Origin of the sequence: Achromobacter pulmonis (genome assembly GCF_021733725.1) — a bacterium.
GTDB lineage: Bacteria > Pseudomonadota > Gammaproteobacteria > Burkholderiales > Burkholderiaceae_B > Achromobacter > Achromobacter pulmonis.
In genome coordinates this window covers 4566648-4582340 of the sequence record NZ_JAIFOT010000001.1, presented here as the reverse complement: position 1 = coordinate 4582340, position 15693 = coordinate 4566648, and the positions used below count along the sequence as shown (strand labels likewise).

The 15693-nt window shown below is 71.5% G+C and carries 14 protein-coding genes; 12 read left to right on the top strand and 2 right to left on the bottom strand.

Annotation, left to right across the window (positions count from 1 at the left end; genetic code table 11):
• Position 1: 1 nt before the first annotated feature.
• The 5 genes from K2W61_RS21000 (at position 2) to K2W61_RS20980 (ending at position 3857) form a co-directional block, all read left to right on the top strand.
• Positions 2-874 carry an amidohydrolase family protein gene (locus K2W61_RS21000; protein WP_236756466.1) on the top strand — a complete coding sequence of 291 codons (873 nt, stop codon included), beginning with the start codon at positions 2-4 and terminating at the stop codon, positions 872-874.
• Positions 871-1734, top strand: a complete 864-nt coding sequence (locus K2W61_RS20995) for a fumarylacetoacetate hydrolase family protein (RefSeq protein WP_175135762.1) — start codon at positions 871-873, stop codon at positions 1732-1734. The genes K2W61_RS21000 and K2W61_RS20995 overlap by 4 nt, the downstream gene beginning before the upstream one ends.
• Before the next feature lie 9 nt (positions 1735-1743).
• Positions 1744-2526 (top strand): 2-oxo-hept-4-ene-1,7-dioate hydratase, encoded by a 783-nt coding sequence (gene hpaH / locus K2W61_RS20990; RefSeq protein ID WP_236756465.1) that lies wholly within the window; start codon positions 1744-1746, stop codon positions 2524-2526.
• An 11-nt stretch (positions 2527-2537) separates the two neighbouring features.
• Complete coding sequence (locus K2W61_RS20985; protein ID WP_236756464.1) at positions 2538-3314, top strand: aldolase/citrate lyase family protein; 777 nt, start codon at positions 2538-2540, stop codon at positions 3312-3314.
• Between the two features lie 63 nt (positions 3315-3377).
• Positions 3378-3857, top strand: a complete 480-nt coding sequence (locus tag K2W61_RS20980; RefSeq protein WP_175135765.1) for a DUF6882 domain-containing protein — start codon at positions 3378-3380, stop codon at positions 3855-3857.
• Positions 3858-3891: 34 nt separating this feature from the next.
• Here the strand turns inward: K2W61_RS20980 and K2W61_RS20975 are convergent, their stop codons facing one another.
• Positions 3892-5103, bottom strand: coding sequence for a citrate synthase family protein (locus tag K2W61_RS20975; protein ID WP_175139760.1), 1212 nt, complete (start codon positions 5101-5103; stop codon positions 3892-3894).
• A 123-nt stretch (positions 5104-5226) separates the two neighbouring features.
• Here K2W61_RS20975 and K2W61_RS20970 point away from each other — a divergent pair, with 123 nt between their 5' ends.
• Complete coding sequence (locus K2W61_RS20970) at positions 5227-6657, top strand: CoA transferase (protein WP_236756463.1); 1431 nt, start codon at positions 5227-5229, stop codon at positions 6655-6657.
• Between the two features lie 18 nt (positions 6658-6675).
• On the opposite strand, the gene K2W61_RS20965 is transcribed toward K2W61_RS20970, so the two are convergent.
• Positions 6676-7902, bottom strand: a complete 1227-nt coding sequence (locus K2W61_RS20965; protein ID WP_236756462.1) for an SMI1/KNR4 family protein — start codon at positions 7900-7902, stop codon at positions 6676-6678.
• Positions 7903-8082: 180 nt separating this feature from the next.
• Here K2W61_RS20965 and K2W61_RS20960 point away from each other — a divergent pair, with 180 nt between their 5' ends.
• From K2W61_RS20960 to K2W61_RS20935, 6 genes are all read left to right on the top strand, one after another.
• On the top strand, positions 8083-9300 hold the full coding sequence (locus K2W61_RS20960) for a helix-turn-helix domain-containing protein (RefSeq protein ID WP_236756461.1): 1218 nt from the start codon (positions 8083-8085) through the stop codon (positions 9298-9300).
• Positions 9301-9336: 36 nt separating this feature from the next.
• The gene (locus K2W61_RS20955; protein ID WP_175135505.1) at positions 9337-9978 is read left to right on the top strand and encodes a Vgb family protein; all 642 of its coding nucleotides are present in this window, start codon (positions 9337-9339) and stop codon (positions 9976-9978) included.
• A gap of 134 nt (positions 9979-10112) precedes the next feature.
• Positions 10113-10997, top strand: coding sequence for a DUF3348 domain-containing protein (locus tag K2W61_RS20950; protein ID WP_236757054.1), 885 nt, complete (start codon positions 10113-10115; stop codon positions 10995-10997).
• Between the two features lie 10 nt (positions 10998-11007).
• The gene (locus K2W61_RS20945; RefSeq protein WP_236756460.1) at positions 11008-14307 is read left to right on the top strand and encodes a DUF802 domain-containing protein; all 3300 of its coding nucleotides are present in this window, start codon (positions 11008-11010) and stop codon (positions 14305-14307) included.
• Positions 14304-14960: an OmpA family protein gene (locus K2W61_RS20940; RefSeq protein WP_175135503.1), complete on the top strand. Its 657-nt coding sequence runs from the start codon at positions 14304-14306 to the stop codon at positions 14958-14960. Before K2W61_RS20945 ends, K2W61_RS20940 begins: the two co-directional genes overlap by 4 nt.
• Positions 14961-14982: 22 nt before the next feature.
• Positions 14983-15690 carry a DUF2894 domain-containing protein gene (locus tag K2W61_RS20935; protein ID WP_236757053.1) on the top strand — a complete coding sequence of 236 codons (708 nt, stop codon included), beginning with the start codon at positions 14983-14985 and terminating at the stop codon, positions 15688-15690.
• Positions 15691-15693 lie beyond the last annotated feature (3 nt).

Genomic DNA, 15693 nt, shown 5'->3' with positions numbered 1-15693 from the left:
CATGCCGCAATACCTACCCTTCAACCCGCATCCCACCGCGCCAGCGCGGCGCCTGCCGCCGGGCGCCTGCGACAGCCAGTTCCACGTCTTCGGCCCGGCCGACCGCTACCCGGTGCGCCCCGGCGCCGCCTACGAAATGCCCAGCGCCACCATCGAGACCGCGCTGGGCCTGCACCGCCTGCTGGGCATCGAGCGCGGCGTCATTGTCCAGGCCACCACCTATGGCGCCGACCACCAGGTGGTGCTGGACGGCCTGGCGGCCGCCGGCCCCGGCTATCGCGGCTGCGCCAACGCGCTGGTGCTGGCCGAGCGCGATGACGCCTACATTGCCCGGCTGCACGACGCTGGCGTGCGCGGCGCTCGCTTCACGCGGCAAGGCCTGGGCATCAGCATGGAACCCGCGGTGTTCGAGCGCGCCATCGCCCGCATCCGCGAGCTGGGCTGGTACGCCAAGTTCCAACCCGAACCCGACGGCATGATGGCCCAGGTGGCGCAGTTCGAGCGCCTGGACATCCCGGTGCTGATCGACCACATGGGCCGCGCCGACCCCGGCGCCGGCGCGGCCGATCCCACCCGCCGCAAGCTGGTGGAACTGCTGGCGCGCGGCAATTTCTGGGTGATGCTGTCGCTGACGGAAAAGCTGTCGCGCAGCGGCCCGCCCTGGGACGACGTGGTGCCGCTGGCGCAGGCGCTGATCGCCGCCAACCCCGACCGCGTGGTCTGGGGCAGCGACTGGCCGCACCCGGTGTCGGTCAAGCAGCCGCCCGACGAAGGCCGGCTGGTGGACCAACTGGCGCGCTACGCCGGCGACGGCGCCACCCTCAAGAAAATCCTGGTCGACAACCCGGCCCGCCTCTTTGGATTCGACGCATGAAATTCCTGTCCTTTGAACATCAAGGCCGCGCCGGCTTCGGCCTGCTGCGCGGCGACGCCGTGGTCGACCTGGGCGGCCAGGGCCACGCCGACCTGCAGGCGGCGGTGGCCGCGGGCGCCCTGCCGCGCCTGGCGGCGGCCGCCGAACGCCTGCAAGCCACGCTGCCGCTATCCACGCTGACTTTGCTGCCGCCCATCGCCAACCCCGGCAAGATCATCTGCGTGGGCGTCAACTACGGCCACCGCAACGAGGAATACCAGGACGGCAGCGCGCCGCCGCAATACCCCAGCGTGTTCCCGCGCTTTCCGCAATCGTTCGTCGGCCACGGCCAGCCGCTGCTGCGCCCGCCCGAATCCGAGCAGCTCGACTACGAAGGCGAGATCGCCATCGTCATCGGCAAGGCCGGCCGCCGCATCGCCGCCGAGGACGCCTGGTCGCACATCGCCGGCCTGACCTGCCTGAACGAAGGCACGGTGCGCGACTGGCTGCGCCATGGCAAGTTCAACGTGACGCAGGGCAAGAACTGGGACGCCAGCGGCGCCATGGGCCCGTGGCTGGTCAGCGCCGACGCCTTCGACCCGCAGGCGCCGCTGACGGTCACCACCCGCGTGAACGGCCAGGTGCGCCAGCACGACAGCACCGCCAACCTGATGTTCCCGTTCGCCGAACTGATCCGCTACATCTCGATCTGGACCACGCTCAAGCCGGGCGACGTCATCTCGACCGGCACGCCCATCGGCGCCGGCGTGCGCTTCGATCCGCCGCGCTTTCTCAAGCCGGGCGACGTGGTCGAGGTGGAAGTGTCCGGCATCGGCACGCTCTCCAACCCCGTGGCCGACGAAGCGGCCGCGCGCTCCTGAGGACACGCCATGTTGAACGACGCACAACGCGAGCAGGCCGCCGCGCAGCTCATCGAGGCCGAACGCACCGGCGTGCCCACCACGCAGCTGGACCAGGCCTTTCCGGGCATCGAGATCGCCGACGCCTATGCCATCCAGCAGCGCATCATCGCCCGCAAGCTGGCCGCCGGCGCGCGCCTGCGCGGCCACAAGATCGGCCTGACCTCCAAGGCCATGCAGAGCACCGTCGGCATCAACGAGCCCGACTACGGCCACCTGCTCGACACCATGTTCTTCCAGGACGGCGACACCATCGCCACTGAAACGCTGATCGTGCCGCGCGTCGAGGTCGAGCTGGCCTTCGTGCTGGGCAAGCCGCTGCGCGGCCCGGACGTGACGCTGTTCGACGTGCTCGACGCCACCGACTACGTGGTGCCGGCGCTGGAATTGATCGACGGGCGCAGCAAGTATCCGCGCCGCATCGTCGACAACATCGCCGACAACGCCGCCTGCGCCGGCATCATCCTGGGTGGCCGCCCGGTCAAGCCGCTGGAGGTCGACCTGCGCTGGGTCGCGGCGCTGCTGCTCAAGAACGGCGTGATCGAGGAGTCGGGCGTGTCGGCCGCGGTGCTGGGCCATCCGGCCCTGGGCATCGCCTGGCTGGCCAACAAGCTGGCGGCGCACGACACCGGTCTGGAGGCTGGCCACATCGTGCTGGCCGGCTCCTTCACCCGCACCGTGGCGGTGGCCAAGGGCGACACCATCCATGCCGACTACGGCCCGCTGGGCAGTATCTCGGCGCATTTTTCCTGACGAGGCCAGCGATGCAACTTCCCGCCAATCCGTTCAAGCGCGCGCTGCGCGCACAATGCCACCAGACCGGCCTGTGGGTCACGCTGGCCACCGCCAACAGCGCCGAGCTGGTGGCCGGCTCGGGCTTCGACTGGCTGCTGCTGGACACCGAGCACACGCCCGCGCTACTGCCCACCGTCATGGCGCAACTGCAGGCGGTCGCGCCCTATCCCACCCACGCGGTGGTGCGCCCCACCTGGAACGACAACCTGCAGATCAAACGCTACCTCGACATCGGCGCGCAGACGCTGCTGCTGCCGTACGTGCAGAACGCCGACGAAGCCCGCCAGGCCGTGTCCGGCATGCGCTACGCGCCGCGCGGCGTGCGTGGCGTCGGCGGCACGGTGCGCGCCACTCGCTATGGCCGCGTCGCCGACTACATGCGGCACTGCGAAAACGAACTGTGCCTGCTGATCCAGGCCGAGACCGGCGAAGCGCTGGAGCAGTTGGAAGCCATGGCGGCGGTCGACGGCGTGGACGGCATCTTCATCGGCCCGGCCGATCTGGCCGCCAGTCTCGGCTATCCCGGCGAGCCGGGCCACCCGCGCGTGGTCGCCGCCGTCGAAACCGCCATCGCCCGCATCCACCAGGCCGGCAAGGCGCCCGGCGTGCTGACCGTGGACGAGACGCTGGCGCGGCGCTACATGGCAGCCGGCAGCCTGTTCACGGCGGTGGGCGTGGATGCCGCCCTACTGGCGCGGCATTGCGACCAACTGGCGCAGCGCTTCGCGCCGTCCAGCGCCCGCTAGCGGCGAACAGCGGCAGGTCTTTGCGGGTACCCTATCGGTTTTCCATCACCCGCAAAGCCCCGCATGTCCGACACCTCGCAGCCCTTCGACGTTTCCGCCTACATCGCCCAGAGCCTGGAGGGCATGCGCGCCGCCACCTCGGCGCACTGCGCCACCTGGCACCTGGACGAGGCCGGGCAATGGTCCGTGGACATGGACAGCGGCCTGATCGTGTTCCTGCTGCCCGATGGCATCACCGCCCAGGCGCCGGTGCAGATCGTCGGCACCTCCAACAGCGAGGACGGCAGCTTCCTGTGGGGCTGGGATCATCCCTCGGTGCCCGCCGAACTGGCCGAACACGCCCAGCTTGCGCTGGCCTTCGGCAAGGCCCATGGCCTGGAGGCATACACCCAACGCAAGGTGCCGTGCGACGACGCCCTGGCCTGGGAATTCACCGCCGTCGCCATGCGGCTGGGCGAAGCCAGCGGCTCGTACCGCGCGCAGGCCTCGGATACCGCGCACGTCTGGATGACCTTCGGCAAGGTGACCTTGTCCAAGGCCTGACGGGCCGGCGGCGGCCCGCGCCACGGCGCCGCCGTTATACCGCGTCCGGATGAATGCCGGTATAGGCCGCGCGCGGCCGGATCACATCGGGGCTGGCGCGCTGCTCCCGCCCATGCGCCAGCCAGCCGATCGAGCGTCCCAACGCGAACAGGCCGAAGGCCGCGCCCGGTGGCAGCCCCAGATGACGCCGCACCGCCACCAGCGCGAAGTCCACCGAGGGCCGCTGCCCCGCCAGTTCGAACGCCTGTTCGATCAATGCCGCCCACTCGGGGCGCCGCGGCAGTATCCGCGCCAGCAAAGCGCTGGCGCGCGGATCGCCGGCGGGATAAAGATGATGGCCAAAACCCGGCAGGTCCTCGCCCCGCGCCAGCCGCTCGCGCAAGCCGCGCGCCAGCCGCTGGCCGGCGTCCGCCCCGCCCTCGCCGCGTTCCAGCTCATCCCACATCGCCTCGACGCGCGCCGTGGTCCCGCCATGGCGGCCGCCCGTCAACGCCGCCAGCCCGCCGACGATGCCGGCGCGCAGGCTGGCGCCGGTGGACGCGATGCAGCGCGCGGTGAAACTGGAGGCGTTCAGTTCGTGGTCGGCGCACAGCACCAGCGCCATCCGGATCAGATCCGCGCCAGCCGCGTCCACGCCCCAGGCGCGGGCGCACTGCGCGTGGATCGGCGCGTCGTCCGGCGCGGCCTGCAACAGGCAGGCCGCCAGGGTGCGCACCAGCGCGCCGCAGCCCTGCGCCTGGCGCTCGGGCGAGCGCTGCCACAACGCGGTCGCATCGTCATCGCTGGCCGCCGTGAACAGCGGCAGCAGCGCCGCCTCGGCGCGCTGGCCGCGATGGCGCGCGAACAGCGCCGCCAGATCCTGCGGCAACACGGGCGCGGGCGCATCGAACGCCAGCGCCTCGCCGCATTGCCACAGGTGCGCCGCCACCGCCTCGACCGGGCGCGACGCGGCCAGCGCCACGGCGCTTTCGCCGCGATAGAACAACTGGCCATCCTCAATCAAGGTGATGGCCGACTCCAGCACCGGCAGCCCCCAGTTCAACGTCGCCTTGGCCACCTCTTTCGGCTTACGTCCCCGGGTGCGCTGCGCCGCCAGGCGTTCGACATCCTCGGCCAGGTAGCGGCTTTCGCGCGGCGTGGCGCCGGCCTCGGCGTGCAGCAGCCCGCGGCTGACGTAGGCGTACAGGGTCTGGCGCGACACGCCCAGGCGGGCGGCGGCGGCGGCGGAAGTCAGGTAATCGGGCATGACGGTCCAGGAGTCGGGAGGCGAGCAGAAGCAGAACGACAATAAGTTGATTACATTAATCAATATTGACAATTAATACGAGAAGAATAATCCTGGCGCCATGCCCGACGACCAGGAAGCCTCATGTCCACCACCGATCGCCCCGTCCCGCCCTCGCCCGCCACCGCCGACTATCTGCGCCAGTTCTGGCTGGCGGCGGGCGGCCATCCGGCGCTGTTGGGCCGCGTGGCCGTTACCGGCCACGGCGCGCTGCCCTCCGTCTTCGCCGTCACGGAATTCGCCACCGCCGCCATCGGCGCCGCCGGACTGGCCATGGCGGAATTCGTGGCAGCCGGCGCAGGCCTTGCCGGTGAAGCCGCCGTGCCGGCCGTCGAGGTCGACCAACGCCTGGCCTCCTTCTGGTTCGGCACCACTTTGCGCCCCGTCGGCTGGACCTCACCGCCGCTGTGGGACCCCGTGGCCGGCGACTACCTCGCCGCGGACGGCTGGATCCGGCTGCACACCAACGCGACCCATCACCGCGATGCCGCCCTGGCCGTCCTGGGCGTGGCCGCCGACCGCGATGCCGTCGCCCGCGTCGTAGCGCGCTGGCGCGCCGACGACCTGGAAGCGGCGGTGGTCGCACGCAACGGCTGCGCCGCCGCCATGCGCGGCCTGGACGCCTGGCGCCAACACCCGCAAGGCCAAAGCGTCGCCGCCGAACCCCTGCTGCACCGCGCCGCCAGCGCCGGCGGCGCCCGCCCCGGCTGGCGCATCGCGCGCCAACGTCCATTGCAAGGCCTGCGCGTGCTGGACCTGACCCGCATCCTGGCCGGCCCCGTGGCCACGCGCTTCCTGGCGGGCTTTGGCGCGGACGTATTGCGCATCGACCCGCCCGGCTGGGACGAACCCGGCACCGTACCCGAGGTGGTGCTGGGCAAGCGCTGCGCGCGCCTGGACCTCAAGTCCGCCGACGGCCGGGCCACGCTGCAAAGCCTGCTGTCCCAGGCCGACGTGCTGATTCACGGCTATCGCGCCGACGCCCTCGCCCGCCTGGGGCTGGACGCCGACCGCCGCCGCCAGCTCAACCCGACGCTGGTCGACGTATCGCTCGATGCCTATGGCTGGAGCGGCCCCTGGCGGGAACGGCGCGGCTTCGACAGCCTGGTGCAGATGAGCACTGGCATCGCCGACGCCGGCATGCGCGCCAAGGGCAGCGACCGCCCGGTGCCGTTGCCGTGCCAGGCGCTGGACCACGCCACCGGCTACCTGATGGCGGCCGCGGCGCTCCGGGGCCTGACCGAACGGTTGACCACCGGCGCGGGCAGCACGACGCGCGCATCGCTGGCCCGCAGCGCGCAGTTGCTGGTCACGCATGGCGGCTTGCTCGAAGGCGGCCCGGCATTGGCGCCGGAAAGCGACGCGGACTGGTCCGCGCAGGTCGAGGCAACCTCGTGGGGTCCGGCGCGGCGCATCAAGCCGCCGCTGCGGATCGCAGACACGCCGCAATCGTGGGATTACCCGGCTAGCGCCTTGGGAACCTCCGACGCCACCTGGCGGGACGGCGCGCGCTAACGCACGCCGGCGGCCGCCTCACAGCACAAACGCGCGCAAATTGGCGACCCGTTCGGCCAGGCCGTCCGCGCCCAGGTAATGCCCCAACTTGCCGGCCCGCACGCGGCGCAGGTCTTCCTCGTAGCGGGCCGCCATCGCATCGCGCGCCTCGGCATATGCGGCCGCGATCCCCTCGCCCGCGGCGGCGGCGATCACGCGCGCGGCCTCGGGCGACCCGCAGGCCACGCAGCGCGCCACGCCCAGGCCGTCGGCCCGCGCGCCGCGCGCCAGCAACTGCGCCACCAGGTCCGCGGGCGGCTTGCGATCGAATCGATGGATCGCCTCCGCGCTGACCGGCGTGCCGGCCTGCAGCAGCGCCCGCGCCGCCGCGTAGGCATGCTGCGTCAGCGCCACCTCCAGGGCCATCGCGCTGCCACGCAACGGCTGGCCAAAGCCCACGCCCTGCGCCGCCAATTGGGCCACCAGCGCGCCATCGTCACGGGACAACGCATGCCGCAAGGCCAATCTGGCCAGCCCGGGCGCCTGTCCCAGCGTGCCGGCCGCCAACGGCGCGCGCCAGTCCAGCAACGCGCGCCGGTAGAACGCCACCAGCTTGTCCGCCAAGGCTTGCGCCATGCCGTGATCGGCCACGCGCTCGTCCAGGTATTCCAGCACCCGTATACCCGTGCTGTCGGGTTCCTCGGGATCTTCCTCCAGGTAGAGCGCGGCAAAGGCCTCGTGCAGGTCGGCCGCGACCGTCGCGATGGCATCCTGCTGCAACGCATGCGTCCAGCCCGGCAGCCCCTGCTTCCAGGCCACGACGCTACCGACATGCGGGCCCGGTTCCACGCGCACATAAATACGGTCGCAGTACTCGAAGCCGCCGATCGGCAGATAACGCAGCTTGCCATCCCAGGCCTCGCCGCGTTCGGCGGCGGCCTCGTCGGCGCATTCCTGCTCGTGCTCGATCCAGCCGGCCAGGTCACGGTAATGGTCGCTGCCGTCATAGAACAGCTCGGACCAACTGAGCGCTTCTTCGTTGCCGTCCATCCGCGCATGCAGGTCATAGGCCAACTCACCGCCAGCGGTCAGGCGCCACAGGTCGCGCAGCGCATCCGGCAAGGGGCCGGCGCAGGCCGCTTCGATCTCGGCGATGCGCGCCTCGCTCATGGGCGGTTGGACCTCGATCAGGACGCGCTCGGCGAACAGGGCAATGCCGTGCTGTCGAAGCGACTGGATTTCGTCGGCGGTAAAAGGCTCGCTCATCGTCAATGCTTCCTGGATTGGGCGGTTCGGATTCTACCCGGAGGGTATGAAGAGCGCTGCCGCAGCGGATCGGCGCTGCGCGCACGAGCGGACGAACTCCCTGAGCCGGCATCGCGGTGGTAGATTGGCGGCATCCAGCAACGGACGCGGACGGGGAGCGGCAACGATGGCGGGATCGTCATGGACGGGCTGATCATGGCCGCGGCGCGCGCGCTGGCCAGTGGCGACCCGCTGGGCGCGCTGGGCCGGGTGGCGTTGCGCGACGATGCGCCGGCCCTGGCGCTGCGCGGCATCGCGCTGGCGCAATTGGGCGACGTCGCGCGCGCCCGGGTGCTGGTGCGGCGCGCCGCCCGCGCCTTTGGCGCCACCGAGCCGGTGGCGCGGGCCCGCTGCGTCGTGGCCGAGGCCGAGATCGCGCTGGCCGCGCGCGACCTGGGCTGGCCCAGCGCCGCGCTGGACGCGGCGCGCGACACGCTGGCAAGGCATGGCGATGCGCGCAACGCGGCGTATGCGGCCTATCTGACGGGCCGCCGCCTGGTGCTGATCGGGCACCTGGGGCCGGCGGAAAAGCTGCTGGCGGAACTGGACCCCGCATCCTTTCCCCCCGCGCTGCGCGCGGTGCATGAGTTGACCCTGGCCGGCATTGCCCTGCGCCGGGTGCAGGCCGGCGCCGCGCGCGCCGCGCTGGCGCGTGCCGGGCAGGCCGCCGCGCAAGCCGGCATTCCCGCCCTGCAAGCCGAAGTGCGGCAGGCCCACGCACAACTGGAGGCGCCGGCCGCGCGCCTGGACATGGCCGGCCAGACCCGGGAATTGCGCCTGGCGCAGGTCGAGGCGCTGCTGGCGTCGGACCTGCTGGTGATCGACGCCTGCCGCTACGCCGTGCACGGCGCGGGCGTGACCGTGTCGCTGGCCAGCCGGCCGGTGCTGTTCACCCTGGCGCAGGCCCTGGGGCAGGCCTGGCCCGGCGATGCGCCGCGCGAGGCGCTGATATCACAGGCGTTCCGCAGCCGCCATCCGGACGAAACCCACCGCGCCCGTCTGCGCGTGGAGATCGGCCGGCTGCGTGCGACGCTGGGGCCGCTGGCGCAGATCCGCGCTACCCGGCAGGGGTTTGTGCTGACGCCGCCGGATGGCGCCGTCGCGGTACTGGCGCCGCCGGTGCGGGAGCGGCATGCCGCGGTGCTGGCGCTACTGGCCGATGGCCAGGCGTGGTCCAGTTCGGCCCTGGCCCTGGCCACGGGCACGAGCCAGCGTCAGATGCAGCGCGCCCTGGAGGCATTGGCCGCTGGCGGCCGGGCGCAGCCGTTCGGCCACGGCCGCGCCCGGCGCTGGATCACTCCGCCGCTGCCGGGTTTCGCGACGACATTGTTACTCCCGCTGCCGCCGCCGGATGCCTAGGATGGAGACGTCTTCTTTCTTGAACAGGACATCGACATGAAAGCCAAGCCCGCAGAAATCCTCCGCGAATACGGTCCCTTCCCCGGCGTCAGCGACGTGCACGGGGTGTCTTACGATGGCGGCCGCGTCTGGATCGCCGTCGGCGAAAAGCTGCACGCCCTGGACCCGGCCAGCGGCGCGGTGATACAGACCATCGACGTGGCCGCGCGCGCCGGCACCGCCTTTGACGGCACGCACCTCTACCAGATCGCCGGCGACGTCATCCAGAAGATCGACCCGGCCTCGGGCCAGGTGCTGTCGACGGTGCCCGCGCCCCCTGGCGAAGGCAATTCCGGCATGGCCTGGGCCGAAGGCATGCTGTGGATCGGCCGCTATCCCGACCGCAAGATCCACCAGGTCGACCCGGCCACCGGCGCCATCGTGCGCACCCTCGAATCCGACCGCTACGTAACCGGGGTCAGCTGGGTCGATGGCGGCCTGTGGCACGCCACCTGGGAAAACGACGCCAGCGAATTACGGCGGGTCGATCCGGCCAACGGCGAGGTGCTGGAGCGCCTGCAGATGCCCGCCGGCGTAGGCATTTCCGGCCTCGAATCGGATGGCGATGGCGTGTTCTATTGCGGCGGCGGCAACAGCGGCCGGCTGCGCGCGGTGCGCCGTCCGAGTACGGCATCCTGATCCGGTCTGCTTTTTTCAGACCCGCGCCGCCGCGCCGCCCTGACAAATTGTTGCAGGTCCAGGCGCGGCGGCCTTTTCCCGCCCCAGCGAGCCGCCGCCAGCGTGTAAACTCCCCCCTTTTTGACTCTGGTGGTATGTTGCAAGCCCCACAGCGCACAGGTTTAAGCGGCCCGACGCTCATTCGCTTGCTGACTCGCCTGACGGATGTCGACGCGCCGCAATCCCGGCAACCGTTGTCCGATCATCTGAGCCAATGGCTCGGCTGGACCGACGCGATTGCCCTGTCCGCGGCCCTGAACAACCGCCCGCCGGCGATCGCGCCCGGCGCGCGCAGGTTCAGCAGCGCCGAAGAGCGCGAGTGCGAACGCGTGCGCGTCACGCTGGCCGATGCCATCGCCAGCGACACCGCGGCCACGGCCGCCAAACGAATGATGCCGGGCCAGGTGGCCGCCAAGGTGGCGGCGCTGCAGTCCGACGATGCCGATTATTCGAATTTCCGTCAGCGCTATCTGTCGTTGCAGCACACGATGGAAACCAGTATCGGCAATCTGCGCAGCCGCCTGCGCGGCATGGTCGCGGCCAAGACGCCGGAAATGACGCGGCTGGCGGTGGTTGACGCCATCATGGACCGCGCCCTGCTGCCGCGCGAGCGGACCCTGCTGGGCGCGATTCCGAAGCTGCTGCAAGGGCATTTCGACCGGCTGCGGCAGGCCGAACAGGCCGCGCTGGAAGCGGCGGCACAGACTGACGCGCAAGCCGCGGCCGAAACGCCTGCCGCAGCCGGGGCAGACGCGCCGACCGACGCCGCGGCGTTGGATGCGCCCGACGGCAGCCCGCAGAATGGCGCGGGCCCGGGCGTGGCGGCGCCAGTCGGCGCGCCGTCGCCCGTACGACCCGCGCCCACGCCGGGCGCGTGGCTGGAGACGTTCCGCAAGGATATGCGCAGCGTGCTGCTGGCCGAACTGGATATTCGTTTACAACCGGTCGAAGGGCTGCTTGCCGCCCTTCGCGCCAGCTAACCGGGACACTATGTCCAAATACCTGATCAATATTGTTGTTTTCCTCGGTGGCCTGGCTGTGGCCGGCTGGATCGGCGCGGGCTACGCGGGCACCAATCCCCTGGCCCTGGCCGTCACGCTGCTGATCTGCGCCTGCTACCTGGCCGGCGCGCTCGAATTGCTGCGCTACCAGCAGGCCACCTCGTCCCTGCGGGGCGCGGTCGGCAAGCTGTCGGAAGCGCCCGCCAGCCTGGTGGGCTGGCTCGACCAGTTGCCCGCCGCGCTGCGCAATCCGGTGCGGCTGCGCATTGAAGGCGAACGCGTGGGCCTGCCCGGCCCGGCGCTCACGCCCTACCTGGTCGGCCTGCTGGTGCTGCTGGGCATGCTGGGCACCTTCCTGGGCATGGTGGTGACGCTGCGCGGCACCGGCACCGCCCTGGAAAGCGCCACCGACCTGGCCGCCATCCGCGCCTCGCTGGCCGCCCCGGTCAAGGGCCTGGGCTTCGCTTTCGGCACATCGATCGCAGGCGTGGCCACCTCGGCCATGCTCGGCCTGCTGGCCGCCCTGTGCCGGCGCGACCGCATCCTGGCCGCGCAACTGCTCGACGCCAAGGCCGCCACCACGCTGCGCCTGTACAGCCAGGCGCACCAGCGCGAAGAGAGCTTCAAGCTGCTGCAACGCCAGGCCGAAGTGCTGCAACAGCAGGCCGAGACCATGCCCGCGCTGGTCGACCGCCTGGACGCCATGATGCGCAACCTGGAACAGCAGAACCACACCCTGAACGAGCGCCAGCTCGCCAGCCAGGACGCGTTCCAGGGCAAGGCCGAGGCCGCCTACGCGCGCTTGGCCGCCGTGCTGGAACAATCGATGAAGGAGAGCGTGGCCGAAAGCGCCCGTTCGGCCGGCGCGGCCTTGCAACCGGCGGTCGAAGCCACCATGGCTGGTCTGTCGCGCGAGACCGCCTCGCTGCATGACAACGTGACCCAGGCGGTGCAGCGCCAACTGGACGGCATGACCGCCGGCCTGCAAGCCGCCACCCGCGACGTGGCGGGCATCTGGAACCAGGCACTGGCCGGCCAGCAGCGCGCCAGCGAAACGCTGGCGCAGGACCTGCGCGATTCGCTGGAACGCTTCGCCCAGACCTTCGAACAACGCTCGGCCGCCCTGCTGGACAGCGTGTCCGAGCGCCTGCAAGCGTCCTCGGGCAGCATGTCCGAGGCCTGGAACGTGGCGCTGAGCCGCCAGGAACGCGCCAGTGAGAAACTGGCCGGCGACAACCTGCAGGCGCTGACGGCCGCCGCCGCCAGCTTCGAGCAGCATTCGGCGTCGTTGCTGCGCACGCTGAACCAATCGCACACCGCCCTGCAATCCGAGCTGGCCTCGCGCGACCAGCAACGCCTGGCCGCGTGGACCGAAACCCTGGGCGCCCTGTCCGCCACCCTGCGCCAGGAATGGCAGCAGGCCGGCGCGCAGGCCGCCGAACGCCAGCGGGAAATCAACCAGGCGCTGGCCCACACCGCGCAGGAACTGACCGAGCGCGCGCAGACCCAGGCCGGCCTGCTGGAGAACGTCTCGGCCCGCCTGGAAAGCGCCGCCGGCAACGTCTCGGCGCAATGGCACGAGGCGCTGGAACGCCAGGCGCAGGTCGGCGAAAAGCTGGCCGGCGACAACCGCGAGGCCCTGGCCGCCGCCGCCGCCACCTTCGAGCAACACGCCTCGACGCTGCTGCGCACCCTGGACCAGTCGCACGCCGACCTGCAGGCCGCCCTGGCGTCCCGCGACGAGCAGCGCCTGGCCGCTTGGGCCGGCACGCTCGGCGCCCTCACCGACAAGCTCGGCCGCGAATGGGAGCAGGCCGGCGCGCAAGCCGCCGCCCGCCAGCAGGAAGTCAGCCAGACGCTGGCGCAGACCGCGCAGGACCTGACGACCCGTGCCGAAGCACAGGCCGCGCTGCTGGACACGGTCGCCACCCGCATCGAATCGGCCGCCAGCGGCGTGACCCAGGCCTGGACCGAGGCGCAGGTGCGCCAGGAACTGACCAGCGAAAAGCTGGCCGGCGACACGCAGCAGGCCCTGGCCGCCGCGGCCGCCGCTTTCGAACAACATTCCGCCTCGCTGCTGCGCACGCTGGACCAATCGCATGCCGACCTGCAGGCCGCCCTGGCCTCGCGGGACGAGGAGCGCCTGGCGGCCTGGCACGCCTCGCTCGGCGCCATCGCCACCGATCTGGGCCGCGAATGGCGCCAGGCCGGCGAACTCACCGCCGCCCGCCACCAGGAACTGGAACAGTTGCTGGCGCGCACCGGGCAAGACCTCACCACCCAGACCCAGGCGCAGGCCGCGCTGCTGGAAAACCTCTCGGCTCGCCTGGAAACGGCGGCCGGCGGCGTCACGCAGGCCTGGAGCGATGCCCAGGTGCGCCAGGAACTGGCCAACGAGAAACTGGCCAGCGACAATCAGCAGGCCCTGACCACCGCCGCGGCCGCCTTCGAGCAGCATTCGGCATCGCTGCTGCAGACCCTGGGCCAGTCGCAGGCCGGCCTGCAGGCCGAACTGGCCGCGCGCGACCAGGAACGCCTGGCCGCCTGGACCGGCGAGCTGGGCCGCATGGCCGAGGCGCTGCGCCACGAATGGGAACAGGCCGGCGCACGCAGCGCCGCCCTGCAGCAGGAGATCTGCGCCACCCTGGCGCAGACCGCCCAGGACATCGCCGTCCAGACCGAAGCCCACGCCAGCGGCACCATCGCCGAAATCGGCCAGCTGGTGCAGGCCGCCTCCGAGGCGCCACGCGCGGCCGCCGAGGTCATCGGCGAACTGCGGCAGAAACTGTCCGACAGCCTGGCCTACGACAACGCCATGCTGGAAGAGCGCAACCGCCTGCTGGACACGCTGGCGACGCTGCTGGACGCGGTCAACCACGCCTCCAGCGAGCAGCGCAGCGCGGTGGACGCGCTGGTGTCGTCGTCCTCGGATTTGCTGGACCGGGTCGGCGCGCAATTCACCCAGCAGGTTGAAGCCGAAACCGAGCGCCTGGACGACGTGGCCGCGCAGGTGACCAGCGGCGCGGCCGAGGTGGCCAGCCTGGGCGAAGCCTTCGGCGCCGCGGTGCGCCTGTTCGGCGAATCCAACGACAAGCTGGTGGCGCATCTGGAGCGCATCGAGGCGGCGCTGGACAAGTCGATCGCGCGTGGCGACGAGCAACTGGCCTACTACGTGGCGCAGGCGCGTGAGGTGGTCGACCTGAGCACCATGTCGCAGAAGCAGATCGTCGAGAACCTGCGCGAGCTGGCCAGCCAGCGCGCTGCCAGCGCCGGAGCGCAAGCGGCATGAGCGCGGGCGAGGACATCGACGGCGGCGTCGAACCGGCGGTGCCGACCTGGGCCGTGTTCGGCGACCTGATGTCAGTACTGCTGGGCGCCTTCGTGCTGATCCTGGTGAGCGTGGTGGCCGTGCAGCTGGAGCTGTCGACCCAGCTCGAACGCGAGGTCAAACAGCGCCAGGAGGAGACCCAGCGCCGCCAGACACTGGAACAGGCCCTGGCCGCGCCGCTGGCGGCCGGCCGCGTGACGCTGATCAACGGCCGCATCGGCATCAGCGGCAGCGTGCTGTTCGCGCTCAATTCCGACCAGTTGCAGCCGCAAGGCCGCGAGGTGCTGCAAAGCCTGATCGCGCCGCTGTCGGCCTATTTGAAGAACAACGACGAGATCCTGATGGTCAGCGGTTTTACCGACGACCAACTGGTGCGCGAAGGCAACCGGCGCTTTGCCGACAACTGGGACCTGTCGGCGCAACGCGCGCTGACCGTCACCCGCGCCCTGATCGACGAAGGCGTGCCGTCGTCGCTGGTGTTCGCCGCCGCTTTCGGCGCCGAGCAGCCGGTGGCCTCGAACGCCGACGAGGACGGCCGCGCGCAGAACCGCCGGGTCGAAATCACGCCGATTCCCAAGCCGTCCAACGGCACGGAGACCCCGCGTGGCCAGTGATGGCGGTCTTGGCCCGGCGCTGATGGACGGCGCGCAACCGGCAGCGCCGGCCGAACCGCCCGGCGACGCCACGCTCGCCGCCTTGCAGGCCTGGCGCGAGCGCGGCGACGACCGCCTCGATCCGGTCGGCTTCCAATTCATCGAAGCGCTGGCCCGGCGCGCCGCCGCCCACGCTGGCGCGGCCCGCGTCAGGCTGGACGCGCGCCTGGCGGCGTTGCTGGACGCGTATGCGGCGCGCATCGCCGAGGCCGCCGCGGCCCGCGCCACGGTCTCCGCCACCGGGGCGGACGAAGCCGACCCGCCCACGCCCGCCATGGCGCCCGCGGCCGCCACGCGCGGCCCGCTGGCAGAACTGGCGGCATACCTCGCCTACCCCGGCGCCCCCGGCGACGACCCCGACGCCATCGCGGCGCAGGCGCGCCGCGATGCCTACCCCGACCTGCCAGTGCTGGACGGACTGCGCGAGATCTGGTCGGGCCTGAGCGCCGACCGTCAAGTGCGCCAGTCGCAGGAACAGGTGCACAAGAACGCCGGCCCGCTCAACTCCAACCAACTGGTGCACCGCGCGCTGTCGTTGATGCGCGAACTGTCGCCGGGCTACCTGCAGCAGTTCGTGGGCTACACCGAGGCGCTGGCCTGGATGGAGCAGTTGACGGCGGCGGCAGCGCCGCCCGCCAAGGAAGCACCGCGCGCGGGCGCGCGGAAAAGCGCGCGCGCCAAGAGCCGCTGAGGG